The organism is Capnocytophaga ochracea DSM 7271 (genome assembly GCF_000023285.1).
GTDB classification, from domain to species: domain Bacteria; phylum Bacteroidota; class Bacteroidia; order Flavobacteriales; family Flavobacteriaceae; genus Capnocytophaga; species Capnocytophaga ochracea.
In genome coordinates, this window is the sequence record NC_013162.1 from 1,457,952 (window position 1) to 1,482,703 (window position 24,752).

Sequence of the window (24,752 nt, forward strand, 5' to 3'; positions counted from 1 at the left end):
GGGGGGGGGGGGTAAAAATATTATTGTACTTTTGTCGCATAATTATTATTAAAAAAATAAGAACTTTTACGATGAAAAAAATGTTTTTAATCTTAGCAAGTGCGGTTGTTAGTTTAACCGCTTGCAGTAAAGACAGTGGGGATGATGATTCACCTCCTATTGAAAAACAGCCTTTTAATGCCGTTATTAAAGATGGTTTTAAAGATGAGAATGGGGTAGATCTTTTACCTCCACGGAACATAGGCAATATTAAAGTAGGAGATTACATTCCTTATAATGTAACAATTACTGATGAAGTTGCCGAGCAAGAAGGAGAAACTTATAGAGTAGTAGCTTCAACCTATGATGAAGGTACACATCAAGAAAGATCAGTTAGTTATGATATCTATTTAGCTGACAAGGAAGACCCTACAAAAATGGTTTTACTTGAAAATCCTGAGCAACTTACTTTTAATAAGAGAGGCACTTATAGTTTCTTCATTTATCCAAAAGAAGCTGGTACATATAATTTGAGGTTTTTACTTGAGAAAAGTGTAAATAATCAGAAGATAGGTACTTCTGCTATACCAATAGTAACTTTTAATGCCGTAAGAATCACAGCCTACTCTCACGGGTATTTTACTGGCAAATGGAAATGGGAGTGGAGTGATTCTTTCATTCCTATATTAGAAGAACATTCTGTCAACCGTAGAAAATTCTTCTTTAAAATAGATGATGGATCTACAGAAAAAGATAAGTATCTTCAACCTGAAAAGGCAGGAATATTTTACTTTACTGAGTATAACGGAGATAATAGAGGTCCACTGAGTTTTACCGTTGGAGCAGAATATGAGTATTATCCCGAACAAGAAAGAACAAGAGCAATACAATACCTGATCTTCCTTCTTCTAAAATGAACATTTTCATACAAATTAAAAGGAATGGGGAAGACACAGAAACTGTCAAATACTACAATGTAGACATAGAAAACAGATAATAATTTAAATATTAGGAATTATGAAAAATTTAAAATTTATACCAGTAATAGCAATGTTTGCTATATTTATCTCTTGTGGAAAAGACAATGAGAATGGACAAAATAAGGTTGATTTTCCTGAACAACCAGAAAAAACACTATCTTTAAAAGCAACGGGAAGAACATCAACAAAGGGGACTGAATATGTTGAAACGGTTCAGAAACAGCTTGAATTAGACCCTCCTCAATTGATAAATAATGATCTAATTAATTCTATCTATCCAGGGAGTGTGCTGGATGGAGGTGATTTTATGAATGCAGTCTATACTAATTTAGTAATTAAAGACCCAAAAGAAATCACACTTTCAACCACTCTAAAAGGTAAGGACTATATTGTTTCGGACAAAGCTCTTCCTGTGTTAAGTGATGTACGTCAGAGAATTAATGGATTAGTATACACCAACAGAGGGCAAATAGACTTTAATAACACCTCTTCACTTGTAGATTATACAGCTGAAGAAGTAAACACTAAGGAAAGTTTTAATAAAACTTTTTCTGTACACGTAAAAGCTAATTTCCTAAAAGTTGTAAATGCAGGATTTGGTTATAGCCAAGAACATCTAACTATTCATAGTAAAAAATATGTGTTAGTAAAACTACGCCAAATATTCTATACTGTAAGTGTAGACCCAAAATCAGCAAATGAATGGGGTAATATCCAAAGTGTAGGAGCTTATGAACCTGTATATGTAAGCAGTGTAGATTATGGTCGTGTAGCGCATTTATTACTTGAAACAGAAGACGATAAAGAGACTGTAAGAAAAACTATCTCTGGGTCAATTGGAGCCAATATAGGTAAATTTGGAGCTGAAATTTCTGCAGAAAATAAGCAAGAGATGGAGAAATTATTTAACAAAACCAATATGAAGATAATGATTTGGGGAGGAGATTTAGCAAATGCAAAGTTGGTTACTGACTATAATAGCTTTATGGAGTTTTTGAAAAGACCAGCACCAGAAGATTTAGTGAAATCTTGTACACCTGTAGGTTATAGAGTTAAAACAATAAGAGATAACAGACCGATTGCCGTACGCACTATGTATACTGAAGAACGATTCACTTATAAAAAATAATAGCAATATGAAAAAGATATTTTTAATTTTAGCAGGTATAACTATTAGTTTAGTTTCTTGCAAAAAAGATGATAAAGGAGGAGAAGAGCCTGCTCCTAAAACAGATATTCAGGTTAAAGCATTGTTGGAAGGTAATAATACATTGGAAAATGTAACCTTAGGACAATCATTAATGTTTGAAGTTAAAATTACAGACACACAAAATAACGAAGGTAAAAAAGTAACCTATCATATTTTCCCTACAAAAAGTGATAAAAACAACTATCACCACGTAGCTTTTAAAGATTTTGATTTGTCAATTTATAGCGATGACGTTAAAGATTTAAAAGGAATAAATATTGACACTGCTACAGGAGAAATTACCTATCCCAAGCCAGGTACTTATAAAATTATAATTAAGCCCTTGGTAGCAGGAAGTTTTGAAATTCATCTTAATACCTTTAAAGAGATAGAAGGAGAAAACAAACCTTATTTTGAGAATACAAATCTCAATTTTAATGTTGTAGATATTAAAGTACGCACAGAGGTAAAAAGAGATGGTTCGAAATATAAAAACGTTCTTTACTTTCAAATCAATGATGGTGATGGGGCTAATGATACTTTTTTAACTGCTGATAGTGGAGTAAAACAAGAGTATTTGGTGCAATATCTTGGAAAAACTCTTACAGGAGATTTTGATCAAGGGAAGGAATTTCTTTTCTATGAAAGTGATTCTCAGACAGGTTCAGCTCCTGAAATTAGTACAAGAGAAATTAGCAGGATACATATAGAAAGAGTGTCTTCTACAAACAATAGTGGCAGAAAGCGTATAGACTACTACAATGTCAAGTTCTAAATAAATTATTTTTTTATAATTAAAGCAGGCTGTCCAAAAGTACTGCGATGTACGGTTCCCCCCCCCCTCAAGGGGGGGGCAGGGGTGTTATGATTATCAATTACTTATGAAATCACAAAATACCCAACCAATACACCAGATAGACTTTTTGGACAACCTGCTTTTTTACAAAAAAACTATTTAATACGAACGCCTGCCATTCTGTCTCCTCATCTGACAATATTATCGAAAACCTGACACTTTGTCAGGTTTTACACTTTGGCACAGCCTTTGTATTATTTCTTTAGGTAGTACTACTTTCCATTGACCGTATTTATATCCTGCGGACGCGTAGCAAATAAATACACGAACTAATTAGATAACCTTTAAATTATTGATTATTATGGGTGTAATAACCGAGAACCATTCAATGCTTGGCTTGCGAGGTGATGTTGGGAAAATCTTTGTCTACAAACAAAGAGACGGCAAGACAATTGTTTCGAAGGTGCCTAAAAAACCATCTAAGAGCAGCAATATTCAAGCCGCACACCGCAACGGCTTCAAAAAAGCCATTAAGTACGCCAAGAAGATCAAGAATAATAACCTTGATCTGTATGGTAAATATGAAGAAATGGCAAAGGTCAAGCATTTGACAGCCTACAACCTCATTGTCAAGACTATTTGTCCGTACCAGAGATTACGGAGGTTAATGTCGATGGCTACAATGGCACGGTAGGCTCTAAAATCACGATCGAAGCCAGTGATGTACTCGATTTACCAAAAGTAATGGTTGAGATACTAAAAGCAGATGGAACTTCACTTGAAGCAGGAAAAGCCTCACTCGTCGATGACGATTGGGTCTATACTGCTACCATAGCGAACTCCGACCGCTCAGGTACCAAGATTCACATCAAAGCGTACGACATCCCTGGCAATGTTTCTGAAAAAGAAGTGATTTTATAGCACGCCTTTTTCAATTAGCAAGTTCCTTTTAAAACAAAGAATTAGAACTAAACAATGCAAAAAACATAAGAATACAGAATGAACGATAATTGTTTTTTAGTAATTAAACGTGTTTAAACTTTTTTGAGGAACTTGGAGATAAACCCTAATAGGAGCATTCCAATCCAAGTTACATCAAGATACTCATATCTCATTATCAAACCTTTATATCCGTCAAGCCAACCATTTGCTTGTTCAATTTTAAACCTATTTTTGTACAATTCTTCATCAAAATAAACATCTGGTTGCTCTCCATTTCGGGGATTAGGTTTAATATTTGCTATAATTTCTTTGCTTTCTAAAAACTCTCTAAGAGATTTGCTATCAAATCCTGCATCAGCATTGAGAAACAGTCCTTTGTGTTCTATTCCTGCTTCTTCTAATAAAGCTAAGATTTCTTTTAGTACTTCTTCTATTTCATATAAGTCATTGTGATTTCCAGCTTTAGGACTTCCCATTGCTATCATTTGCCTTTTATTATCACACAAAAAATACTATTTGTGGTTACGGCTTTTTTTCTTGCTTGATAACCTGCAGATTCTCCTTTTTGCCGACAACGTGTATGACTACCATCCAATTGAACGCAAGACATATCTAACTTTCTTTTCTTCTTACTTAATAGATTCAACCATACTCGCTGAAAACTACCATCTTTACTCTATTTATTGAAGTAGTAATAGACATTTTGCCAAGAGATCTCTCCTTTTTCAAAATAGCTTTCAATTGGAAGTTCTCTCCATTGTACCCCTGTTTTTAATCTCTTGAGAATCAATAAAAATATTGAAGCTAAATCAAAATTACTTTTAAAACCTCTTTTTCCTACACTTAAAAAGGGAATAATCCATTTATTTATTGTATCTTTGCCCAAAGTTCCTGAATTTTAATGTTTTTTCTCAAACACAAAATTACTAATTTTCGGGAACTTTTACTTTATTATAGGAAAAAGTTTAAACAGCTTCATCATTTATGATGAGAATAGTAACCAAACAAAGATAAATAATGAAATTCTATTTTGTGAGGGTAGTCTGTTGGACTTAATGAAATATGATGATTACTTTTTTTATATGGATAGCTCATCTCCAGATATGATTAAGATGACATTAGACAATTGTCTATCTTGGCAATTCCCTTTACATTCAATTCCTAATAATCCTCATAACGACAATTACAACAAAGAGGCAGATTGGGAAGTGAAAAAGTTGATAGGCGTGTTAGAAGGAAAACTTTGGATAGCACTCAATCATCATACTATCATAGAGTTAGATATTGCAACAGGGGCTTTAGTACATCAAATACATACAATAGCTAATTTCCATTGTAGTTGGTTGCCCTCAGCTATTCCTCTATCCGAAGCAACTCAAATAGACGAAAAAACACATAGACTTATCGGTTTTATGTGGGAATTCTATTGGGAAATAAATCCTACTAATGGAGTTATCCAATTCTATGATTTGACAAATGAGTTTTCAGTCAAAAAGATACGCAGTGATATAGCTAATTTTGTGCTAACAGATAGTAAAATCTATTTTGCAAGTCATTTTGATAGTAAAATAGGAGCGTTGGATAAAGTTACCAAAAAACTCACTTGGGAGTATGACTTTCAAAAAGAGGAAGGTGCAGAACCGAGAATTATCGAGCTTCAAGGTAATGAAAACCTATTAGGAGCGTTAAGTTCTCAAGGAACTTTATATATTTTTGAAAACTGAGATATAATGGACAAAAATGATTGAAGTGCTTAAATTTAAAAGTTGGGGAGAAAATGCTATCAAACAAATAGGTAGAGATGAAGGCTTTTTAAAACAACACCTAATGTATCTTTCTCAAACAAATGACTTAAACAAACTGCATTACATTTTTGACGTTAATAAATTCTCTAATAGAGAGAAAATATTAGAACAATTCAAAATCTCTACTGTCCAAAGCGATAAATGAGATTAAGTTTAAAGGTATGAAATGGGTTTTTATAAGTAGAAAATGAAAAAGGATAGGCTACATCCATTTGCCAATTGTTAAAGGCAAACCCTGCTCCTATGGATAGGAACTTTCGGTCGCCTTTGTCCTTGTGTTGGTAGAAGAACCCTGAGCGCAAGAAAAACGATTGGTTATACTTGTATTCTAAACCTATTGCCCAATTAATCTCGTGAAACTCTTCACGAAAACCATTAGGAGCATCGTAGAAAGAGGTTATTAAGGCTTCTATAATATCTTTGTCGGGGACACCTTGCTCATTAGGGGTAGGCACAAGGTATTTCTGTGCTTCTATCGAGAGTTCCCACTCGTTATAACTATCGGTTTGCAATAAAAAACCTGCTCCTAATTTCAGTTGGGTGGGAAGATAGAAAGACCTGCCCAAGTCGTCGTACTTCACCTTTGTTCCTACATTAGAAAGTTGGAATCCCCAAGTGTATCGGTATAACAAACTACTAATAAAGTGTTCTTGTGAATAGAAATAGCCTGCTATATCAAAAGCTAATGCTCGGGCAACACTCTTCCCTTGCGAAGGAATAGATAGTTGTGAGCTTAAAAAACGAGAGGTAACCCCCATTGCGAACGATTGACTTAATTGCAAACTATAAGAGCCCTCCAATGAAAGCTCAGTAGGCTTGAAAGTGCCTAACATATATGATTGTTGCCCTATGTCTTGGGTTAAGTTCACATCACCGATACTGAAATATGAGAAATTTGCTCCGAAAGCATCGCGTATTCTCTTTTTGTAAAAAGTAATCCCCCCTAAAAACACATCGCGCACAGCTCTATGGGTGAAGGGCATATAATTAATGGCTACTGCTGAAGAAGTAGGTAGAAAGATATATTTGGAAGCATTCACTCTTTGAGAAAATACATCGGGAGAGGAAGCTACCCCTACTTCTCCTTTTCCTGCTGATATAGCATCAGAATTAAGAATTAAGAACGGAAAAGCGGTAGAAATAGACTTTTCTTCTTGACAAAAGAGGGGTGTTTTCGCAAACAGAAACACACAGAGGAAACAAAATAACCGAGTGCAGTTCATTTTAATAGTATTTTTGCAAAGATACATCAAATAGTTGAATTATACAATTTTTTGTAAAAGAGGAGGGGGAAATTAGCAAATTAGGTGCGAGCCGCACAGGCAGTGTGAGCCACACGGGCAGTCGTAGCACGACGGGCTATTAACTTTGGCAAAGTGTACACCCCTAAAAGTGAAACACCTGAGCTATCAAAAAGAAACGAAGCAATTCGGAAGAGAGAAGGGAGAGGTTTTGGTGAAAAAAGGCTGTAAGGAGGGTGGGGGTAGCTTATAGAGAGCTTATAGGAAGCTTATACGAATCTTGGACGATTGGTATAGAAAGGGTATATAAATAATTGATTAATAGTGTGATACAACAACGCTAAAAATGTTAAAAACGGGGTTTCGAGGCGAAAGAAAGAGGAAGGATAAGAGTCGCACAGACAGGTGTGAATCATAGGGTAGGGGGGATTAGCAGATTTTTTAGTTCTTAGAGGGTTAAGAATGACATATTAGACTTAAAAAAGTAAATGTTTTTTAGGTTTATTCTGTAAAAAGTATTACTTTTGTAGCCGTTTTAGAATATGATACAATGCGTTTAGTTTTAAAGATAGTAATTTGTTTAGCACTATGGTTTTGCTTTGCTTGTGAGCAAGAGCAAAATATGCCTATTGAGGGTGATTTTAGCATTGCAATGGTAGATGATAATTACAATGTTCCAGCACAAGTGCGCATCATAAACAAAATCACAGGAGCTGATGCTTTTCAGTGGGAATTTCCTAATGGCAGTTATACTTCTTCTAATGCCTTTTATCCTGAGGATATTCGTTATACCGAGCCTGGTACTTATACTATTACAGCACATACCACCAATTTAGACGGTGAGGCGCGCACTTTCCAAAAATCGTTTACAGTTTACCTTGAGCTATCAGCTTTGTTTAGTTTTACTCAACAAGGGAGTGATATAGCACCTCTTACGCTTACTCTTAGCAACCAAAGTGAGGGAGCGACTACTTATCAATGGTCGTTTGAAGGAGGAACGCCTGCTTATAGTTCGGAGAAAAATCCTATGGTAACCTTTGAAAAAGGGGGGATATTTACATTGCGATTGGAAGCGAGTAACCACTCTCAGCGTAGGGTAATGGAGAAAACAGTAGTAGTACGTGCGCCTTTGGTTGTTGCTTTTGAAATGACGAATGAATACCCTCATAATACACAAGCCCCTGTACGCTTGTTCTTGAAAAACCAATCGGTAAATGCCACTGCTTATCGCTGGAAAGTAAGTAGCGGGGCTTTTCAGCAAGAGAGCACTGATGAAAATCCGTCGTTTATACTTCCTACTGCAGGAACGTATCAAATAGAGCTTACAGCTAATAACGACAAGCAAACTTTATCCGAAAGGAAGAACTTTACGGTAACAGCAGGTGATAATCTTATTACCTTTACAGATATAAAATTAGCTATCAATACTAATAAAACAGTAGGTTGCTATTTTTCTTCTTTTTTAGGGGAAGTACTAAAACCTAATGAAGTAACAGCGGAGAACGGCAGACTTATTGATTTTGTGTATTTCGGGCAGAGCACTTCTTTTGCTTATAATGTATTCTTATCACCAGATGAAGCACAAACGGCTGTTTTTGACCCTATTCCCAATGCTACAAAAAGTTACTTTATCAACAAACAAGAGAATAAGGGGCAGGTGTTTTTCTCAGTAGCTGATTTCGATGCGCTTTCTTCGGGCGCTACTCTATCTTCTTTGTCTATAAAACCTAATAGCAACAAAGCACCTTTCAATAAGGAAAAGGCAAACAGAATTGTGCTTTTTGAGACAGCTAACGGGCGAAAAGGAGCTATTAAGATAAAGGAATACGTAAGCAATGGTGCGGAATCTTACATAGTTGTTGATATTAAAATGCAAAAAAATCATTAACCAATGGCGCGAACTTACCTACTTGTATTCTTTGTATTACTTTCTCTACCTCTTTTAGCTCAGCAGGGTAGATTTAGAGAATATAGATACTCAGCTGAAAGAAAAACTCAAGAAGAAACCTTTTTCTATCTCGGGGAGTGCTTCGGTAAGTGGTGTGTATAACCAGGCGTCTGATAGTCCTACTAATGAACCTTTCTTGTATTTCTTCAATGGTAATATCACTTTGGGCTTTTACGATTGGACGATGCCTATCAATTATCGATACACTAATCAAGGAGATGCTTTAGACTACCAAATTCCCTTTAAGTTTAATCGCCTAAGTCTGCACCCTAAATACAAATGGATTTTAGCCCATATAGGCGATGTGAGTATGAGTTTTTCTCCTTATACATTCAATGGTCTACAATTTACAGGAGGAGGTTTAGAGCTCACTCCTGAAAAATATCCTTTAAGAGCTTCGTTTATGGGAGGTAGACTTGCCAAAGCAACTGAATACGACGGTCGCCCTCAAACCATACCTACCTATGAGCGTTGGGGTTACGGCACGAAGCTCTCCTATAAAAAAGAAGATTTAGAAATAGGCGGAATTCTTTTCTTTGCTAATGATAAAGCTAATTCTCTATCGGTACCTATTCCCGATGAGAAGAAAATATATCCACTATCCAACCAAGTGTATTCAGGATTTGCTAAATATAAACCTCTGCATTTTGTAGAAGTGTTTGGTGAATATGCTTTAAGTCTTTTGGGCAATACTCAAAGCCAAAAGCAGGATTTTACAGCTTACAACGCAGGTATTAACTTTATTTTTACGAAGGCGAGTGTAGGGGTGCGTTACGAGAAAGTAGACCCCGATTACAAGACCTTAGGGGCTTACTATTTTGTAAACGATATGGAGAATATCACCCTAAACAGTTCGTTGAATTTATTTAATGGCAATGTGTCAATAGCTACTAGCATAGGACGACAACACGACAATTTAAATCAACAAAAGCCTAAACAGTCCAACCAGTGGGTAGGCTCAGCCAATGTAAATGCCAAGGTTACGTCTAAACTATCTCTTTCAGGAAGTTATAGCAACTTTACGATGTTTACTAATAAACTTATCAATCCTTTTGATAGAATCAACAATCCGCAACTCTATGAACACCCTCAAGACTCTATCAACTACCGACAAGTATCACAAAACACGAATGCCAATATAGCTTATGCCATAAATGAAAAACAGAATATAACTCTTTCGTATTCTTTCAACGATGTGGTCAACAAACAAAATGACATAGTACGCAGAGGAGGTATTTCGCGCTTTCACAACGCGGGTGCGACTTATATACTACAATTCCCTGAAAGCAAACTCAGTTTGTCTCCTTCGTTCAACTACTCGTACAGTATCGTCTCAAGAGAGAAAACACAAGTAATGGGACCTTCGCTTACAGTAGGTAAAGCGTTTTTTGAAGATAAACTGAACACGACACTGTTAGGAAACTATAGTATTTCACAATCGGATACCTCCAAAGGTAGTACAGCTAATGTGCAACTAAATGTAAACTTCCTTCCTTGGAAAAACCACCAGTTCACCTTGAGCGCCTTACAGTCATTCCGCAATGCTGAAAGTGATACTCAAAACACTTCGGCACAAAGTACTAATGTGAGTGTAGGTTATACCTACCATTTTGAAAAGGTAGAATTGCCTTTCCCATCGTTTAAGTTTAAGAAAAAGGAGAAAACTCCTAAAGAGAAAAAGCCTCGTAAGGAGAAAAAGCAAAAAGTTGAAAAAGCAGAAGACCTTGAGAGAGTTAAGGATACTATTCCATTACAAGAGGAAAAAGTAATGCCAGAAGTTCCTGCAACTACCGAAGAACCTATTGAACAAGCAACTAAAACTACTGAAGAAGTGGTAGTTATAAAAGATATACGTGAGCTTTCAAACATCACTGATTTGAGTTTTATGGGAGAACTGAATACTCAAATTGCAGAGGTACACCGTCAGTTGCAAGTAAGTGCTAAGAAAGATAAGAAACGTTTGTTACAAGAGCAAAAGCTACTTGTAGAAAAAGCTAAGAAGCAACAAGCTGACTATCGTTATTTTGTATTCCGTTGTTTGAAGAATTTGTATAAACAGGCATTGGAGAGTGATGACAAGTTTAAAGCAGACCTCTTTGTTAAGAAACAAGCCTATGACTCGAATAATACTGCTGAAAATCAAGAATTGCTATACAAAGCAGAGGAAGGCTATCAGGCACATCTTTGGATGCTTAATGAGCTGAAAGATATTACTATGGAACATTTGATTCAAGAAAAAGGACTGCTGAGCAACTTTGCTGAACAACATAAAGAAGAGATTTATCAAACCATTGCTCAAAAGCTATCCCCTCAGCAAAAAATGGATGCTATCTCAGTGTTATTAGCTGATTTTTACCACAAAGCTTTTTTCAATAGCACTAGTAATTAGTTCAGAGATATAAAAAAAGCGCCCTAAGGCGCTTTTTTATTATATCACTTTTTACAGTTTCTTCTTTACAGCTACTTCTTGGAAGGCTTCTATCACGTCACCTTCGTGAATGTCGTTATAGTTCTTGATCTGCAAACCGCAATCATAACCTTTGCTCACCTCTTTTACATCGTCTTTGAAACGTTTGAGTGAAGAAAGTTCACCCGTATAAATCACCACATTGTCACGCAATAGACGTATCTTAGAGTTGCGGTAGATTTTACCATCGGTTACCATACAGCCCGCAATGGTTCCTACTTTAGAAATCTTGAAGAGTTCGCGTATTTCTACAGTACCGGTAACCTCTTCTTTGAAGACAGGAGAAAGCATTCCTTCCATTGCGTCTTTGAGGTCGTTGATAGCGTCGTAGATGATAGAGTAGGTACGGATATCGATAGATTCTTTTTCTGCCAAGGCGCGTGCGTTAGTCATCGGACGAACGTTGAAACCAATGATAATAGCATCGGAGGCAGAAGCCAATAATACATCAGACTCGGTAATCGCTCCCACGCCTTTATGAATGATAGACACTTGTATCTCTTCAGTAGAGAGCTTTTGGAAAGAGTCGGTAAGAGCTTCTACTGAGCCGTCTACGTCACCTTTAAGAATAATATTCAACTGTTTGAAGTCACCGAGAGCAATGCGTCGCCCTATCTCGTCGAGGGTGATGTGGCGTTGCGTACGTACTGATTGTTCGCGTTGTAATTGAGCGCGTTTAGCTACAATCTGTTTGGCTTCTTTTTCGTCTTCGAATACGTAGAATTTATCACCTGCTTGTGGAGCACCGTCCAATCCTAAGATAGAAATAGGAGTAGAGGGGCCTGCTTCTTTTACCTTCTTACCTCGTTCGTCGTGCATAGCACGTATTTTACCAGAGTTGGTACCTGCCAGTACATAGTCGCCTACGTGCAACGTACCCGATTCTACCAATATAGTAGATACATAACCACGACCTTTGTCAAGAGCTGCTTCCACTACAGTACCTACCGCCGGTTTGTTGGGATTTGCTTTCAGTTCAAGAATTTCAGCTTCTAAGAGTACTTTTTCCAATAGTTCAGATACACCGATACCTTGCTTTGCCGAAATATCCTGCGACTGTATTTTACCGCCCCATTCTTCTACGAGAAGGTTCATAGTCGCCAAGTGTTCTTTAATTTTATCGGGGTTCGCATTCGGTTTATCAATCTTGTTAATGGCAAAGATAATAGGTACTCCTGCGGCTTGTGCGTGACTAATAGCCTCTTTGGTTTGAGGCATCACATCGTCATCGGCAGCTACCACAATAATAGCAATATCGGTTACTTTGGTACCACGGGCACGCATAGCGGTAAAGGCTTCGTGACCAGGAGTATCAAGGAAAGTGATACGTTCACCACTTTCTAATTTCACGCTGTAAGCCCCAATGTGCTGAGTAATACCGCCACTTTCTCCTGCGATTACATTTTCTTTACGAATGTAGTCTAAGAGCGATGTTTTACCGTGGTCTACGTGCCCCATTACAGTAACAATAGGTGCACGAGGTACTAAATCTTCAGGTTGATCTTCTTCGGTATGGATAGCTTCTTCGATGTTAGCTGTTGCAAATTCCACCTCATAGCCAAACTCATCAGCTACTATCGAGAGAGTTTCGGCATCAAGACGCTGGTTCATTGTTACCATAATACCGAGAGACATACACGCACCAATCACCTTATTGATAGGCACGTCCATCATTGTAGCCAGTTCGTTTACTGTTACAAACTCGGTTACTTTTAGTATTTTCTCTTGTTGTTCTTGTTCAGCAAGCTCTTGTTCTACCTTTTGTCGGTGTGTTTCTCGTTTTTCTTTGCGGTATTTAGCCCCCTTAGATTTTGTACCTTTACCTTGCAAGCGCTCAAGGGTCTCGCGCACTTGTTTTTGTACTTCTTCTTCGGAAGGTTCTATTTTGGCAATAATCTTGTTTTTCTTCTCTTTCTTTGCGTTGTCACCACCTTTAGCTACATTCACTTCATCTTTGCGAATGCGTTTGCGTTTGCGTTTTTCGCTGTCGCCGGTAGCATCAGTAGTGCTATTAACAGTAGTTTGAGTCTCTTTATCCTTGTCTTTGTGACGAGTGCGTTTGCGTTTTTTCTTCTTTTTCTCAAACTGACTAAGGTCTATTTTCTCACCCACTACTTTAGGACCTGTGAGCTTTTGGTATTGAGTTTCAATCACACCTGCAGGGATTTCAGTGGTGAGTTCTTCCTTAGGGTTATGGTTCTGTTGTTCCTTCTTCTTTTGCGTAGCAACGGTTTGTGCCAATGGATTTTGATAAGCAGATTTATTCTTTTGAGCGTCGGGTTTGTTGTTGTCTTTTTTCTTGTCCTTGGCAGGCGACTGAGATTGCACTGTTCCAGGAGTTGCTTCTTGCTTCGGGGTTGTTGTCTCTGTTTTAGAAGTAGTTACTTCCTGTTTTGGAGCAGTAACTTCTGTTTTAGGCGTTTCTTGAACAGGAGCTATCCCATCTTTTCTATTACTTCCTTCGAGGTCTATTTTACCCATAGGTTTGAGTCCAGCCAGTTGAGCTTTAGCTTTTATTACTTCTTGCTCCTGCTGTTTGCGCTTCTCTTGGTTTTCTTTCTCTTGCTCTATGCGGATAGCCTCGCGCTCTTTGCGTTTGTCTTCCACTATCTCTTTTGAAACCTCACGCTTACTCTTGTCGGCGTTAAATTTGTTCGAAAGGAACTTTACAATATCTTCTGTAATAGAAGTATTAGGGTTAGATTCTATTTCTATCCCTTTCTCCTTCTTCAGATATTCTACGGCTGTTACCATAGAGATATTGAACTCCTTTAAAACTTTGCTTAATCTTATTTTTTTTCCCTCGCTCATATATGTTTATTAAAATCCATTCCCCTTTTAAGAAGAAAGGATACATTATTCTTTGTTTAAGTTGTAAGGAATCTACCTCCCTCATATACTCTGCTCTCGCAGATTTTTCCTTTTACCCTATTCAAACTCTTCCGCCAAAATGCGTAGCACTTCGTTTACAGTCTCTTCTTCGAGGTCAGTGCGTTGCATTAGATCTTCGGCAGAAAGTTCCAATACACTCTTAGCTGTATCAAGTCCTGCTTTTTGCAGTTCTTCAATCACCCATTCTTCAATTTCGTCGTTAAACTCGCTAAGCTCGATATCTTCTTCGGTTGCCCCTTCGCGATATACATCGATTTCATAGCCTGAAAGCTGACTCGCCAAGCGAATGTTATAGCCCGATTTACCAATGGCTTTCGAAACTTCTTCATTTGCTAAATACACATCAGCACGTTTTTCTTCTTCGTTGATAACCACTGAAGATACACGCGCAGGAGCCAAAGCACGGGTGATGAGCAGTTGTGGGTTATTGGTGAATGGTAATACATCGATATTCTCATTGCCCAACTCGCGCACAATACCGTGAATACGAGACCCACGCACACCTACGCACGCACCTACCGCATCAATACGATCGTCGAATGAATCTACAGCCACTTTTGCTTTCTCTCCTGGGATACGTACCACCCTGTTAATAGTGATAAGCCCGTCGGCAATCTCGGGGATTTCTTGTTCGAACAAACGCTCCAAGAATAGAGGAGAGGTACGCGACATAATAATGGTAGGTTTGGTACTTTTCAGCTCTACTGATTCGATAATTCCGCGCACGTGCTCACCTTTCTTAAAGAAGTCCGACGGAATTTGTTTTTCCTTAGGAAGGATAATCTCATTGCCTTCGTCGTCTAACAAGATGATGGCTTTGTGGCGGATATGGTGTATTTCGGCTACGTATAGCTGACCTATCAGGTCTTTGAAACGCTGATAAATAGTCATACTATCGTATTCGTGAATTTTAGAAATCAAGTTTTGGCGCAATGCCAATATAGCACGGCGGCCCAAGTCATCAATTTTAATTTCTTCTGAAACGTCTTCCCCCACCTCAAAGTCGGGTTCAATTTTGCGAGCCACCGAAAGTTCAATTTGCTGATTGTCATTCGTTACTGCACCGTCTTCCACTACCACACGGTTACGGAAGATTTGTAGGTCGCCTTTATCGGGGTTGATAATAATATCGAAATTATCGTCAGAGCCATATTTCTTTTTTAGGGTATTGCGGAAAACCTCTTCCAAAATAGCCATCAAGGTTTCGCGGTTGATGAGTTTATCATCTTTAAACTCCGAGAATGATTCGATTAATTCAAGACTATTCATATACGTTTAATTAAAATTTAATGATTATTTTAGTTTCTTTTATATCGGTGAGCGCAAACAAGTGCTCTTTTTTTACAGTGATTTTACCTTTGCCTACGGGCTTCGGTTCACGAGTTTCAGTTTCTATAATCACATTGCCCTCAGCAATGCCTTTTAGTAAGCCTTCGTGTGTTTTACCGTCGAGTGTTGTGATTTGCACAGTTCTACCTGCATTTTTGGCGTATTGGCGTTCCATTACAAAAGGTTCAGTAGCGCCGAACGAAGTAACCTCCAAGGCAAAATCCATCGCCTCGCGGTCTAAAGAGTTCTCAATAGCACGGCTAAGCTCTATACAATCGTCAATACCCACGCCCTTATCCCCGTCGATAGTCACGCGAATGGTATTGTCAGTTCCTACGCTTAAATCGGTTAGAAACAGTTCAGGGTGCTCGCTTAAAGCCTTATTAACTAACTCTTTAACTTGGTCTTTGAAATTCATTTGCTATAAAAAGAGGGGACTCAAATGTCCCCTCAAATATTACTTTTCGGTGCAAAGATACGACGAATTTTCTAAATAACAAGAAAAAAAGTAAAAAAAGTTTAGAAAATTAGGAAAATAAGTGGTAGTTTTTTGGCTGTTATTTTAATCTCTCGATCTGTTCTAATTTAAGTTTTTTAAGGAGAAATCATTACTTTTAACTAAAAGTAGAATAATCAAAAAAAATAAAGAGTATGGAAGTATATTTTTTTGTATTATCATTATTCATTAGTACTTTTGCTTTGGCGCAAGAAGATAGTTTTTATGTACAAGATTCTATTATGTTGCTCAGTCAGCTTAAAAGATAAAAGTTTTAAGATAAACAAAAGAGTAACAATAGGTTGGGTTTCTCCTATAGAAGGTCCTTAATCAGTTACCTAATAGTAAGTTGCAAGTTGAGAAGGATTTTAATGCTATTTTTGATGATGTTTTTTATCAAAAGCTAACTCAAGGAGCTTTTTCGCTTTCTATTCAAAGGAAGATTTTTGTAGATCTTGATTCTACACAAAGAGTAGAACTTGTCTATTTTCATTTATTTTTAGGGATTATTGGTTTGAAAAAAGAGGGAGAAAGTTTTGTTTTATAAAGATTGAATATCACTAGAGGGTTGTATGCGCAATAAGTGTTTAGAATTGTAAAGATTACCTATTTCTTTTTACTGTTGAATGTAGTGTTTTATAGCTTTATATATTATATTTTGAGTAACATAACAAAATAAAGTTTAGAAATTTACATAATAAAAGACCGATTTCACAAAGGAATGAAAAGTAAAATAAAAAAAAGGAAAGATTTTTCTTGCAAATAAAAAATAAAAGTTATATATTTGCCTCATCAAACGAATAAAACACATAAAATGAAGTATATACTTAACATTGTGATAGGAGTCTTTATGTTAGTTCTTTTGGGATGCAATGTTAAAGAAGAATCTGATAATCCTCACAAAGATCTTAAAAAAGAAAAACCCTGGAAAGAATTTATAAAAGAAAAGCTCGGTATTCCTGCTGAAGCTCAAATAACCTATGAAGCATTTGGTGTAGTAGGCTATCCATCTTACCTACTTGCTAAAAATAAAAAAACTTTTTACTTCTATAAATATGATGGTGATTACAAAGTTCTTGCTAAACATATTGAAACACTTCCTGAAGATATAGAATTTAGAGGTGAAAAAGTAGGTCAGATAGACGCACAGCGTATAGAACCTATTCTGTATCAAAAAAATAACATTGCAATGGGAGGTATTAGAATATCATTTGCTATTGTAGAAAGTCCTTCTCATACCAGCTTTCAGTATGAATATTATTCAAAAAAGTTTGTTTTAAGTGATGAAGCCGTAAAAGTAGTAGATATTCCTTATGAAATACAAGAAATAGAATATATGGAAGGAATAGGTTGTTTTATTGCTATAGCAGATAATTATCAATGGCGACTATTATACGATACCAATTGGAACTTGTGGGGGAAAGTGCCCTTGTATTTTCATAAACTTCCCTATTCTGGTAAAAAATCATTTGCTGTATTGAATAATGATAAGGAAGTAATCTTCTTTGAATTTAAAAATAATAAATTAGTAAAAAAATACATTGCAGCACTTCCTGAGAAAACTGATTGTATTGCTGAAATAAATTTTGAAAAGAACGAAATTCTAATCTATCTTTATAAAAATGGTAATAAAAAGAATTACTATTTCAAATTTACCGGAGAGGAACTAATGTTAGTCAATACATAATGCTATGAAAAAAATATATATACTTATTGTAGGATTTTCTATATTGGCACTCTCAGGGTGTAACACCAAGGACGATAATGATGTTATTGGAGAAAAAGAAGAACCCAAAAAAGAAAAGACAAAAGATCAATTGTTAAAGGAAAGACTTAATATTCCTATAGAAGCTGAAATAATAGATCAAACAATTCCTCGAATAGGCTTTCCTTCCGATGTGCTTGCGAAACACAACAATACGTTTTATTTTTATAAATATGATTCTCAAACCTATCAAGTGCTTTCTAAACACATAGAAACTCTTCCCGATAGTTTAACGTTTAGAGGTGAAAAAGTAGCCCAAATGGATACAAAACGCTTACAACCCACTTTTGTGTATGTCAATGGATATGTGAGCGTAGCAACTATAAAAGTACAGTTCGAAGATAATGGCGATTTTGAATATGAACTATACAACAAAAAGTTTATCTTAAACGACGAAAATGTAAAAGTAGTAGATATACCTTATAAAGTAGCCTCCATAAAATACCAAGAAGGCTTAGGGTATTTTGTAACTATAGAAGGAAATAGAGATAAACAATTGTTGTATGATGCTAATTGGGATTTCTGGGGTGGAATACCTATGCAAATCTATACCTATGATTGTTATCATATTAATAAAAAATATGCTGTCCTAAAAAATGAACATGAGATACTTCTCTTGGAATATCAAGGTAATGCTTTTGTAAAGAAATACGTAGGAGTTCTCCCTGAACTAATAACAGGTTATTATCCTAGCTTAAAAGTAGAAAAAGATATTGTCCAAATATATTTATATAAAGAAGACAATATTAGTCATCAAAAGAATTACTATTTCAAATTCACAGGGAAAGAATTAATTTTGGTTAATATATAATACTATGAGAATACTTGTAACCTATTTGGTTTTAATAGTAATGATAGCTTGTACAAAAGAAGAGGCTACTTCTAAGGTAGATGAAAATAACTCCAAGCAACAAAATATGGTGATAAAAGCTAAATATACTGATTATTACCACCCTTATATGACGTATATTGCTGGAGTAAAAGGAAAAACTACTCTCTGTTGTTATACTATTAAAAAAGGAAAAATCATCGCACAAGGAGAAAAAACAATGCCTCAGAAACTGAAAATACGAGAAAAATGGTTTGATTTCAATGAAGCAAAAATAGCAGTAAGACATTGTGGTAGTGTAGTGCTAGCATCTTTAGAAGTAGACTATCCTACAGTGGAGTCACCTGGATTTAGAATTTCTGAAACAGCTTATTACAAAGAGCATCTTGTAATGGGAAGTGATAAGATATCAGCCATAGAAGTGGATAGTATCAATACTATTAAGGCTTATGAAGGAATGGGATACCTTGTAAGTTCACCTGGGCTTACTAGTGATCCATATCGTTACTACGACCCTCAATGGTCGTATGTAGGTCTCTTCTATCCATATACACAAATTGAAAATGATAGTAGAAACGGTTGGGATTACTTTGTAGTTGATATACAGAATGAAGTAGTGCTTTTTAGAGTTGAAGGACAACGTGTGATAGCTAAATATATTAAAAAATTACCTTTTTCTCCTAAAGAAGAAATTATACCCGAGTTTTCTAACACTAATAAAACAATCATTTTTAGAGATAAGGATGGACATCTAAAAAATTATATATTAGTACTAAAAAATGAACAGCTTGTAGAAAAAAATAATTGAAACGATGAGAAAAATACTAATATACACTATATTTCTATTCCCTTTTATAGCTTGTCATTTAAAAGAGGAAGAACCCTCCAAACCTAAGGAAGAAATAACTGATATAAATGACCCCTTTCAAGAATTTAAAAAAGAATTAGGTATTCCTCAAGAGGTAGAAATACAAGGTCGAGAATCAGGTTATCCCGATCCTGAAAATACTTATACTATAGGTAAATATAAAAATACTTTCTATTTTTATTTGATTAGAAACAAGAAGATTATAGCTCAACATCAAGAAACACTTCCTGAAAAAGTGATTATAGATGGACGTAACTTCAATACCGAGGAACTAAAAGTAAATTTCTATAGAGATAATGAGGTGCAAGTAGGTCGTATAGTTGCACAACAACCTTTGGTAGAACCACAAGGATTTAGAGAAGATAAAGATAGATATTATCACAAAAAGTTTGTCTTTTCCAATGATAAAATCTATGAAGTATCTCTTGAAAAACTATATGGTATTAGTAAAGAAGGAGACTTAGGTTTCTTTGTTCAAATTTATTCTAGAACCGATAGACCGCGATTGGCTTACAATAAAGAGTGGCAGCTGTTAGGTAAAGTAGCAGGGTGGGGGCAAAGTAATTATTGGAAAAATGATACGTTCTATGCTATAAAAAACAAGAACACTCTTACCCTTTTTAGAATGAATAACAAGCAAGTTACAGCTAAATATACCTATATACTTCCTTTCAGCGATGAAGATGTAGTGCCTATAATAGAAGCTCGCGAAAAATTCGAGATTTTCTTTGAAGATAATGAAGGTAATAAAAAAACATATAGTCTGAAATTCGAGAATGATAAAATTATTCCTAACACATAAAATTTAATTAATAACTAAAAAAATAGATTCTTATGAAAAACATTTTAGTAACCACCGATTTTTCAGAAAAGTCAATCGCTTCACTACACGTTGCGATGAGCTTAGCCAAGCAACACAATGCCAAAGTATATGTGTTGCACGCCATTGAACTTCCTATCCGCTTAATGACCGAAAGTCAAGTATCGGTTCCCGAAGCGATGTATTTCCTCAATCTCACTAAGCAGCGTTTCAACGACCTTAAAAAGGAAATTGACACCAGTGTCGAAGTGATTGACCTTGTTGAAACCGCTCCGCTACCCGAAGCTGTGGAAGAAGTTGTAAAGAAATACCATATCGACCTCGTGTTTATGGGCTCTAATGGGGCTTCAGGCGCCAAAGAACTCTTTATAGGCTCTAATGCTGAAAAAGTAGTCCGCTCTGCCTCTGTGCCTGTATTGGTAATTAAAAATCCACACGAAAAGCTCAAAATTAAACATATGATGTTTGGTTGCGATTTCTCTAAACGATTTTTAAAACCTTTTGAAAAGGCATTGAAACTTGCTAAAGTATTTGGTGCTAAGGTTGATTTGGTGTATGTTAATACTCCTTACCAATTCCTCACTACTTCCGAAATAAACAAACGTATGGAAGAGTTTCTTAAAGAAGCTGAACACGCTCGTCAGCATTTTGAAACACACGTTTATAACGATATTCGTGTAGAAACAGGAATCTTAAACTATGTGAAGGAAAATGATATAGACCTTATCTGTATGTTCCCTAACGGACGTAAGGGTATTGCTCACTTCTTCAATGGAAGTATCAGTAGCGACCTTGTAAATCACTCCAGCACACCAGTGCTCACTATTAAAGTGGAAAAGTAGGAGAATGTTAATGTAAAAAGGCTGTAAGAAAACTCTTACAGCCTTTTTATTAATTATTAGCCATTAATTATTATTTCACTAATCTCGCTATTTCTTTAAATCGCGGATGCTCGGCAGTGCGCAAGAGGGCAAAGAGTACCGCTTCGGTGCTTAATAGAGTAGCTCCTGCATCGCGTAGCATTGTGAGCCCGATATGCTTATTGCTTTCGGTACGCGAAGATACTGCATCGGCAATTACGGATACTTCATAACCTTCAGCGAGTAAATCGAGCGCAGTTTGGTAAATACAGATATGAGTTTCAATACCTATGAGCAATATGTGCTTGCGGTTGTTAGCCCTAAGCTCTTTGCGGAACTCAGCATTACCCCAAGCTGAAAAGCTACTTTTCTTCACGGAGGTTTTGCCTTCTAATATCTCAGCAATTACAGGGTGAGTAGCACCCAACTTATCGGGCATTTGTTCCACCCAAATGATAGGAAGCTCTAAGAGCTTGCTTCCCTCAATAAGAATCCTGCTGTTGTGCAACACCTCTTCCGATTTATAAACGATTTGTGATAACTTCCCCTGAATATCAAGGATTACCAATTGTGTATTTTCTGTTGTCATACTATTGATTATTATTAATTGATACTCATCTTCTATCTTATTTTATCTCTTATCTAAGTCGAATCCTGCTCTTCTCATTAAAGCATCTATAGAGGGCTCTTTTCCACGAAAGCGTTTGTAAAGGGTCATTTCCTTCTCACTACTGCCTTTGCTGAGCACTTCTCCACGGAAACGAGTAGCTACTTCAGTATTAAAAATACTTGCTTCCTTAAAAACTTCAAAAGCATCAGCATCTAGCACTTCCGACCATTTGTAACTATAATACCCTGCGGCATAACCTCCACTAAAAATATGTGAAAAGGCAGGCGAGATACACATCGCTTCCATAGTTGGATACAGTTGGGTTTCTTTGGTAACTGTTTGTTCGAAAGTGTGAACATCTTCAAGGCGTTCCAAATGAGGATAGGTATGCCACGCCATATCTAAGAACCCAAAGTTTAACTGACGCACACTTAAAAGTCCTTCCATAAAGACACTGGCTTCTTTTATTTTTTGCACCCATTCTATGGGCAAAGGCTCACCTGTTTGGTAATGCGTTGCAAAAAGACGCAAGGTTTCTTCTTCGTAACACCAGTTCTCCATCAGCTGGCTGGGAAGCTCTACAAAGTCGCGGGCTACATTAGTACCGCTTAGAGAAGGATACGTAACCTTAGAAAGCATACCGTGAAGAGCGTGCCCAAACTCGTGGAAGAGAGTTGTCAGTTCGTTGAAGGTGAGCAAGGAAGGAGCCGAAGCAGTAGGGCGCGTGAAGTTACACACTATGGAAATGTGTGGACGCGAATCCTTTCCCTCAGTATCAGTGTATTGCTCTTTGTAAGAGGTCATCCACGCACCATTGCGTTTGCCTGTACGTGGAAAGAAATCGGTGTAGAAAAGGGCGAGATATTCTCCTTTATCATCGGTTACTTTGTAGGTTTGTACTTCGGGGTGATACTTTTCTACCTCATCGGTAAGGGTGAAGTGCAAACCGTAGAGCTTATGTGCTACTGCAAACATTCCTTCCACTGCTTTATCCAAAGATAAGTAGGGTTTTAATAGAGAATCATCTATTTGATAGCGCTGTTGTTTCAGTTTTTCGGCATAATAAGCAAAATCCCATTGCTGAAAGTCATCAAGTCCTGAAAAGGCTTTTAGCTCTTCTAATTCTTTGATTGCTTGCGGTTTGGCTTTAGCTAAAAGTTTATTCAAGAAATCCATTACCTTTTCTGATGTTTCTGCCATACGTTCTTCTAATACCAAAGAGGCATAATCGGGATAACCCAATAGTGAGGCGCGTTGGGCACGTAACTCAGCGATACGCAACACATTGGCTTCGTTATTATAAGCACTATCACCTGCACAACGGCTGTGATAGTCAATAAAAAGTTTACGGCGCAACTCACGGTTATTAGCATATTTCATCACGGCGGTATAGACAGGCAGGTCGAGGGTAATCACCCAGCCTTCTTTATGGTGCTTTTTGGCTTCGGTAGCGAGCATCTCTAATACAAAGTCGGGTAGACCGCTGAGCTCTTCTTTATGGCTAATCACCCATTGATAATGCTGTGTTTCAGCCAATACATTTTCTGAAAACTTCAGTTTGAGGCGCGCTAATTCCTTGTCAATTCTGCGCAAATGCTCTTTATCATTCAATGATAAATTTGCACCATTGCGAGTAAAACTCTTATAAGTCTTTTCAAGTAGAGTATGTTGTTCTGGTGAAGCGGAAAGGTAATTGCGGGTTTTGTAAACTGTTTCTACACGTTTAAAAAGTGCTTCGTTCAAACGGATATCGTTGCTGTAATCGGTGAGCAGAGGCGAGATGCGTTGAGCTTCTGCTTGCAGGGCTTCGTTAGTTTCGGCACTGTTCAAGTTGAAGAACATCGCGGTAAGTCGGTCGAGTTCTAATCCCACATAAGCCAAAGGCTGTATTGTATTCATATAGGTAGGCACTTCTGGATTATGAGCAATGGTATCGATTTCTTTGAGGCTTTTGGCAATAGCTTTTTGGATCGCTGGTAGATAGTCGGTAGGAGCAAAGCGCGAAAAGGGCGCTGCGTTATAAGGTGTTTGGAACATATAGGTTGTCTTTTATTATGAGAGTGCAAATATATATCTTTATGCGGGATTTAGCAAATTAGCAGAAGAGAGAACAAATAGATTGTGCTAAATTTTTCAGTGAAAAGAAAAATATTGAAATATAAAGGTAGAAAAAGGAAAATGATTTTTGAAGCCTTCTGAGACGAACCTAAAGCGAACCTAAGGCGAAGGTAAGGCGAAGATAAGACGAAGAAAAGGTGCTTTTAAGTTGATTTTGAGGCGATAAGAAGAGGGTTTTAAGTTGAGTGAAGTTTTAAATTTTGTTAAAGCCAATTTTCTAAACGAAACATTTCTGACTATAGCCAACAGAAGACAAATTTGTCAATTAAAAAATGTTTTGTACTTTTGCCCTCATTATGAAAATACTCTATTTACACGGTCTCGATAGCTACTTACAAGACGATAGGCGCGCAGTGCTCACCCCTTACGGTGAAATCTTCGCCCCTACGATTGACTATCGGAATGCGCCTAACCTCTTTGCTGAGTTACAAAAAGAGTATGCTGAGGTTGATGTGCTTATAGGTTCAAGTCTTGGAGGGCTCATTGTCTATTACCTTGCTCAAAAGCTTGGAAAACCTTGCTTGTTGTTCAATCCTGCGCTTACCTATCGACACGAAGTGCCTTTTAACACCCAACCCAACCTTAATTACCGCGCTTATATGCAGATAGTTATCGGTTTGCAGGACGACGTCATTACACCGTGGGAGTCGCTATCAGTTCTCCGAGAAGATATGAGTCCTCAGCAAAATATAGAAATTCACCTCTTGAATACTATGGCACACACTTATCCCATAGAGATTTTTGAAAAAGAAGTGAAGGAGTTTTTTGAGGTAAAAGGAGGGAGCCACACTGGCAGATAGTAGGTAAAAAGATAAATA

Annotated in this window: 24 protein-coding genes; 16 read left to right on the forward strand and 8 right to left on the reverse strand. The window is 36.9% G+C overall.

Translation table 11 applies throughout. From position 1 onward, the window contains the following. The first annotated feature begins 71 nt into the window (after positions 1-71). From COCH_RS06295 to COCH_RS12495, 5 genes are all read left to right on the forward strand, one after another. Positions 72-896 (forward strand): hypothetical protein, encoded by an 825-nt coding sequence (locus COCH_RS06295; RefSeq protein ID WP_015782409.1) that lies wholly within the window; start codon positions 72-74, stop codon positions 894-896. 100 nt (positions 897-996) lie between these two features. Next, positions 997-2,088, forward strand: coding sequence for a thiol-activated cytolysin family protein (locus COCH_RS06300; RefSeq protein WP_015782410.1), 1,092 nt, complete (start codon positions 997-999; stop codon positions 2,086-2,088). A 7-nt stretch (positions 2,089-2,095) separates the two neighbouring features. Then, the gene (locus COCH_RS06305; RefSeq protein WP_015782411.1) at positions 2,096-2,923 is read left to right on the forward strand and encodes a hypothetical protein; all 828 of its coding nucleotides are present in this window, start codon (positions 2,096-2,098) and stop codon (positions 2,921-2,923) included. A gap of 382 nt (positions 2,924-3,305) precedes the next feature. After that, complete coding sequence (locus tag COCH_RS12490) at positions 3,306-3,638, forward strand: hypothetical protein (protein ID WP_015782412.1); 333 nt, start codon at positions 3,306-3,308, stop codon at positions 3,636-3,638. A gap of 50 nt (positions 3,639-3,688) precedes the next feature. Beyond that, positions 3,689-3,865: a hypothetical protein gene (locus tag COCH_RS12495; protein WP_015782413.1), complete on the forward strand. Its 177-nt coding sequence runs from the start codon at positions 3,689-3,691 to the stop codon at positions 3,863-3,865. Positions 3,866-3,978: 113 nt separating this feature from the next. On the opposite strand, the gene COCH_RS12500 is transcribed toward COCH_RS12495, so the two are convergent. After that, positions 3,979-4,371 (reverse strand): transposase, encoded by a 393-nt coding sequence (locus COCH_RS12500; RefSeq protein WP_081432978.1) that lies wholly within the window; start codon positions 4,369-4,371, stop codon positions 3,979-3,981. Positions 4,372-4,562: 191 nt separating this feature from the next. Further along, the gene (locus COCH_RS12505) at positions 4,563-4,772 is read right to left on the reverse strand and encodes a transposase (protein WP_081432979.1); all 210 of its coding nucleotides are present in this window, start codon (positions 4,770-4,772) and stop codon (positions 4,563-4,565) included. A 196-nt stretch (positions 4,773-4,968) separates the two neighbouring features. On the opposite strand from COCH_RS12505, the gene COCH_RS06320 reads away from it, so the two are divergent. After that, positions 4,969-5,610: a 6-bladed beta-propeller gene (locus tag COCH_RS06320; RefSeq protein ID WP_223375709.1), complete on the forward strand. Its 642-nt coding sequence runs from the start codon at positions 4,969-4,971 to the stop codon at positions 5,608-5,610. A gap of 16 nt (positions 5,611-5,626) precedes the next feature. Then, positions 5,627-5,836: a hypothetical protein gene (locus COCH_RS06325; RefSeq protein WP_015782415.1), complete on the forward strand. Its 210-nt coding sequence runs from the start codon at positions 5,627-5,629 to the stop codon at positions 5,834-5,836. Here the strand turns inward: COCH_RS06325 and porV are convergent. After that, positions 5,814-6,914 carry a type IX secretion system outer membrane channel protein PorV gene (porV, locus tag COCH_RS06330; RefSeq protein ID WP_041546939.1) on the reverse strand — a complete coding sequence of 367 codons (1,101 nt, stop codon included), beginning with the start codon at positions 6,912-6,914 and terminating at the stop codon, positions 5,814-5,816. The two genes, COCH_RS06325 and porV, sit on opposite strands and share 23 nt — an antisense overlap. A 568-nt stretch (positions 6,915-7,482) precedes the next feature. Here porV and COCH_RS06335 point away from each other — a divergent pair. Then, positions 7,483-8,820 (forward strand): PKD domain-containing protein, encoded by a 1,338-nt coding sequence (locus tag COCH_RS06335; protein WP_015782417.1) that lies wholly within the window; start codon positions 7,483-7,485, stop codon positions 8,818-8,820. Between the two features lie 154 nt (positions 8,821-8,974). After that, a complete protein-coding gene (locus COCH_RS06340; protein WP_015782418.1) occupies positions 8,975-11,269 on the forward strand; it encodes a TonB-dependent receptor in 2,295 nt (764 codons plus the stop codon). A gap of 51 nt (positions 11,270-11,320) precedes the next feature. On the opposite strand, the gene infB is transcribed toward COCH_RS06340, so the two are convergent. The 3 genes from infB to rimP form a co-directional block, all read right to left on the reverse strand. Continuing rightward, positions 11,321-14,158 (reverse strand): translation initiation factor IF-2, encoded by a 2,838-nt coding sequence (infB, locus tag COCH_RS06345; protein WP_015782419.1) that lies wholly within the window; start codon positions 14,156-14,158, stop codon positions 11,321-11,323. Between the two features lie 117 nt (positions 14,159-14,275). Then, positions 14,276-15,508 (reverse strand): transcription termination factor NusA, encoded by a 1,233-nt coding sequence (nusA, locus tag COCH_RS06350; protein ID WP_015782420.1) that lies wholly within the window; start codon positions 15,506-15,508, stop codon positions 14,276-14,278. A 10-nt stretch (positions 15,509-15,518) separates the two neighbouring features. Beyond that, positions 15,519-15,986 carry a ribosome assembly cofactor RimP gene (gene rimP / locus COCH_RS06355; RefSeq protein ID WP_015782421.1) on the reverse strand — a complete coding sequence of 156 codons (468 nt, stop codon included), beginning with the start codon at positions 15,984-15,986 and terminating at the stop codon, positions 15,519-15,521. Between the two features lie 427 nt (positions 15,987-16,413). Between rimP and COCH_RS06360 the strand changes: the two genes are divergently transcribed. From COCH_RS06360 to COCH_RS06385, 6 genes are all read left to right on the forward strand, one after another. Then, positions 16,414-16,611, forward strand: coding sequence for a hypothetical protein (locus tag COCH_RS06360; RefSeq protein ID WP_009420251.1), 198 nt, complete (start codon positions 16,414-16,416; stop codon positions 16,609-16,611). A 267-nt stretch (positions 16,612-16,878) separates the two neighbouring features. Then, a complete protein-coding gene (locus COCH_RS06365) occupies positions 16,879-17,751 on the forward strand; it encodes a hypothetical protein (RefSeq protein WP_009420250.1) in 873 nt (290 codons plus the stop codon). Between the two features lie 4 nt (positions 17,752-17,755). Next, positions 17,756-18,640: a hypothetical protein gene (locus COCH_RS06370; protein WP_015782423.1), complete on the forward strand. Its 885-nt coding sequence runs from the start codon at positions 17,756-17,758 to the stop codon at positions 18,638-18,640. 4 nt (positions 18,641-18,644) lie between these two features. Next, positions 18,645-19,466: a hypothetical protein gene (locus tag COCH_RS06375; protein ID WP_009420248.1), complete on the forward strand. Its 822-nt coding sequence runs from the start codon at positions 18,645-18,647 to the stop codon at positions 19,464-19,466. Positions 19,467-19,470: 4 nt separating this feature from the next. Next, positions 19,471-20,328, forward strand: coding sequence for a hypothetical protein (locus COCH_RS06380; protein WP_009420247.1), 858 nt, complete (start codon positions 19,471-19,473; stop codon positions 20,326-20,328). A gap of 32 nt (positions 20,329-20,360) precedes the next feature. Beyond that, positions 20,361-21,188, forward strand: coding sequence for a universal stress protein (locus COCH_RS06385; protein ID WP_015782424.1), 828 nt, complete (start codon positions 20,361-20,363; stop codon positions 21,186-21,188). A gap of 70 nt (positions 21,189-21,258) precedes the next feature. Here COCH_RS06385 and COCH_RS06390 read toward each other — a convergent pair whose 3' ends face one another. Together COCH_RS06390 and COCH_RS06395 are read right to left on the reverse strand one after the other, a co-directional pair. Further along, positions 21,259-21,795, reverse strand: a complete 537-nt coding sequence (locus COCH_RS06390; protein WP_015782425.1) for an isochorismatase family protein — start codon at positions 21,793-21,795, stop codon at positions 21,259-21,261. Positions 21,796-21,837: 42 nt separating this feature from the next. After that, complete coding sequence (locus COCH_RS06395) at positions 21,838-23,853, reverse strand: M3 family metallopeptidase (protein WP_015782426.1); 2,016 nt, start codon at positions 23,851-23,853, stop codon at positions 21,838-21,840. Between the two features lie 353 nt (positions 23,854-24,206). Between COCH_RS06395 and COCH_RS06400 the strand changes: the two genes are divergently transcribed. After that, positions 24,207-24,734, forward strand: coding sequence for a YqiA/YcfP family alpha/beta fold hydrolase (locus COCH_RS06400; RefSeq protein WP_009410574.1), 528 nt, complete (start codon positions 24,207-24,209; stop codon positions 24,732-24,734). Positions 24,735-24,752 lie beyond the last annotated feature (18 nt).

Bases quoted from the DNA above. Each gene is read 5' to 3' on its own strand.
- COCH_RS06300 (WP_015782410.1), top strand. From the start codon at position 997: ATGAAAAATTTAAAATTTATACCAGTAATAGCAATGTTTGCTATATTT.
- COCH_RS12490 (WP_015782412.1), top strand. From the start codon at position 3,306: ATGGGTGTAATAACCGAGAACCATTCAATGCTTGGCTTGCGAGGTGAT.
- COCH_RS06400 (WP_009410574.1), top strand. From the start codon at position 24,207: ATGTTTTGTACTTTTGCCCTCATTATGAAAATACTCTATTTACACGGT.
- COCH_RS06295 (WP_015782409.1), top strand. From the start codon at position 72: ATGAAAAAAATGTTTTTAATCTTAGCAAGTGCGGTTGTTAGTTTAACC.
- porV (WP_041546939.1), bottom strand. From the start codon at position 6,914: ATGAACTGCACTCGGTTATTTTGTTTCCTCTGTGTGTTTCTGTTTGCG.
- rimP (WP_015782421.1), bottom strand. From the start codon at position 15,986: ATGAATTTCAAAGACCAAGTTAAAGAGTTAGTTAATAAGGCTTTAAGC.
- infB (WP_015782419.1), bottom strand. From the start codon at position 14,158: ATGAGCGAGGGAAAAAAAATAAGATTAAGCAAAGTTTTAAAGGAGTTC.
- COCH_RS06335 (WP_015782417.1), top strand. From the start codon at position 7,483: ATGCGTTTAGTTTTAAAGATAGTAATTTGTTTAGCACTATGGTTTTGC.
- COCH_RS06375 (WP_009420248.1), top strand. From the start codon at position 18,645: ATGAGAATACTTGTAACCTATTTGGTTTTAATAGTAATGATAGCTTGT.
- COCH_RS06385 (WP_015782424.1), top strand. From the start codon at position 20,361: ATGAAAAACATTTTAGTAACCACCGATTTTTCAGAAAAGTCAATCGCT.
- COCH_RS06370 (WP_015782423.1), top strand. From the start codon at position 17,756: ATGAAAAAAATATATATACTTATTGTAGGATTTTCTATATTGGCACTC.
- COCH_RS06390 (WP_015782425.1), bottom strand. From the start codon at position 21,795: ATGACAACAGAAAATACACAATTGGTAATCCTTGATATTCAGGGGAAG.
- COCH_RS06395 (WP_015782426.1), bottom strand. From the start codon at position 23,853: ATGTTCCAAACACCTTATAACGCAGCGCCCTTTTCGCGCTTTGCTCCT.
- COCH_RS06380 (WP_009420247.1), top strand. From the start codon at position 19,471: ATGAGAAAAATACTAATATACACTATATTTCTATTCCCTTTTATAGCT.
- COCH_RS12500 (WP_081432978.1), bottom strand. From the start codon at position 4,371: ATGATAGCAATGGGAAGTCCTAAAGCTGGAAATCACAATGACTTATAT.
- nusA (WP_015782420.1), bottom strand. From the start codon at position 15,508: ATGAATAGTCTTGAATTAATCGAATCATTCTCGGAGTTTAAAGATGAT.
- COCH_RS12495 (WP_015782413.1), top strand. From the start codon at position 3,689: ATGGTTGAGATACTAAAAGCAGATGGAACTTCACTTGAAGCAGGAAAA.
- COCH_RS06320 (WP_223375709.1), top strand. From the start codon at position 4,969: ATGGATAGCTCATCTCCAGATATGATTAAGATGACATTAGACAATTGT.
- COCH_RS06365 (WP_009420250.1), top strand. From the start codon at position 16,879: ATGAAGTATATACTTAACATTGTGATAGGAGTCTTTATGTTAGTTCTT.
- COCH_RS06305 (WP_015782411.1), top strand. From the start codon at position 2,096: ATGAAAAAGATATTTTTAATTTTAGCAGGTATAACTATTAGTTTAGTT.
- COCH_RS06325 (WP_015782415.1), top strand. From the start codon at position 5,627: ATGATTGAAGTGCTTAAATTTAAAAGTTGGGGAGAAAATGCTATCAAA.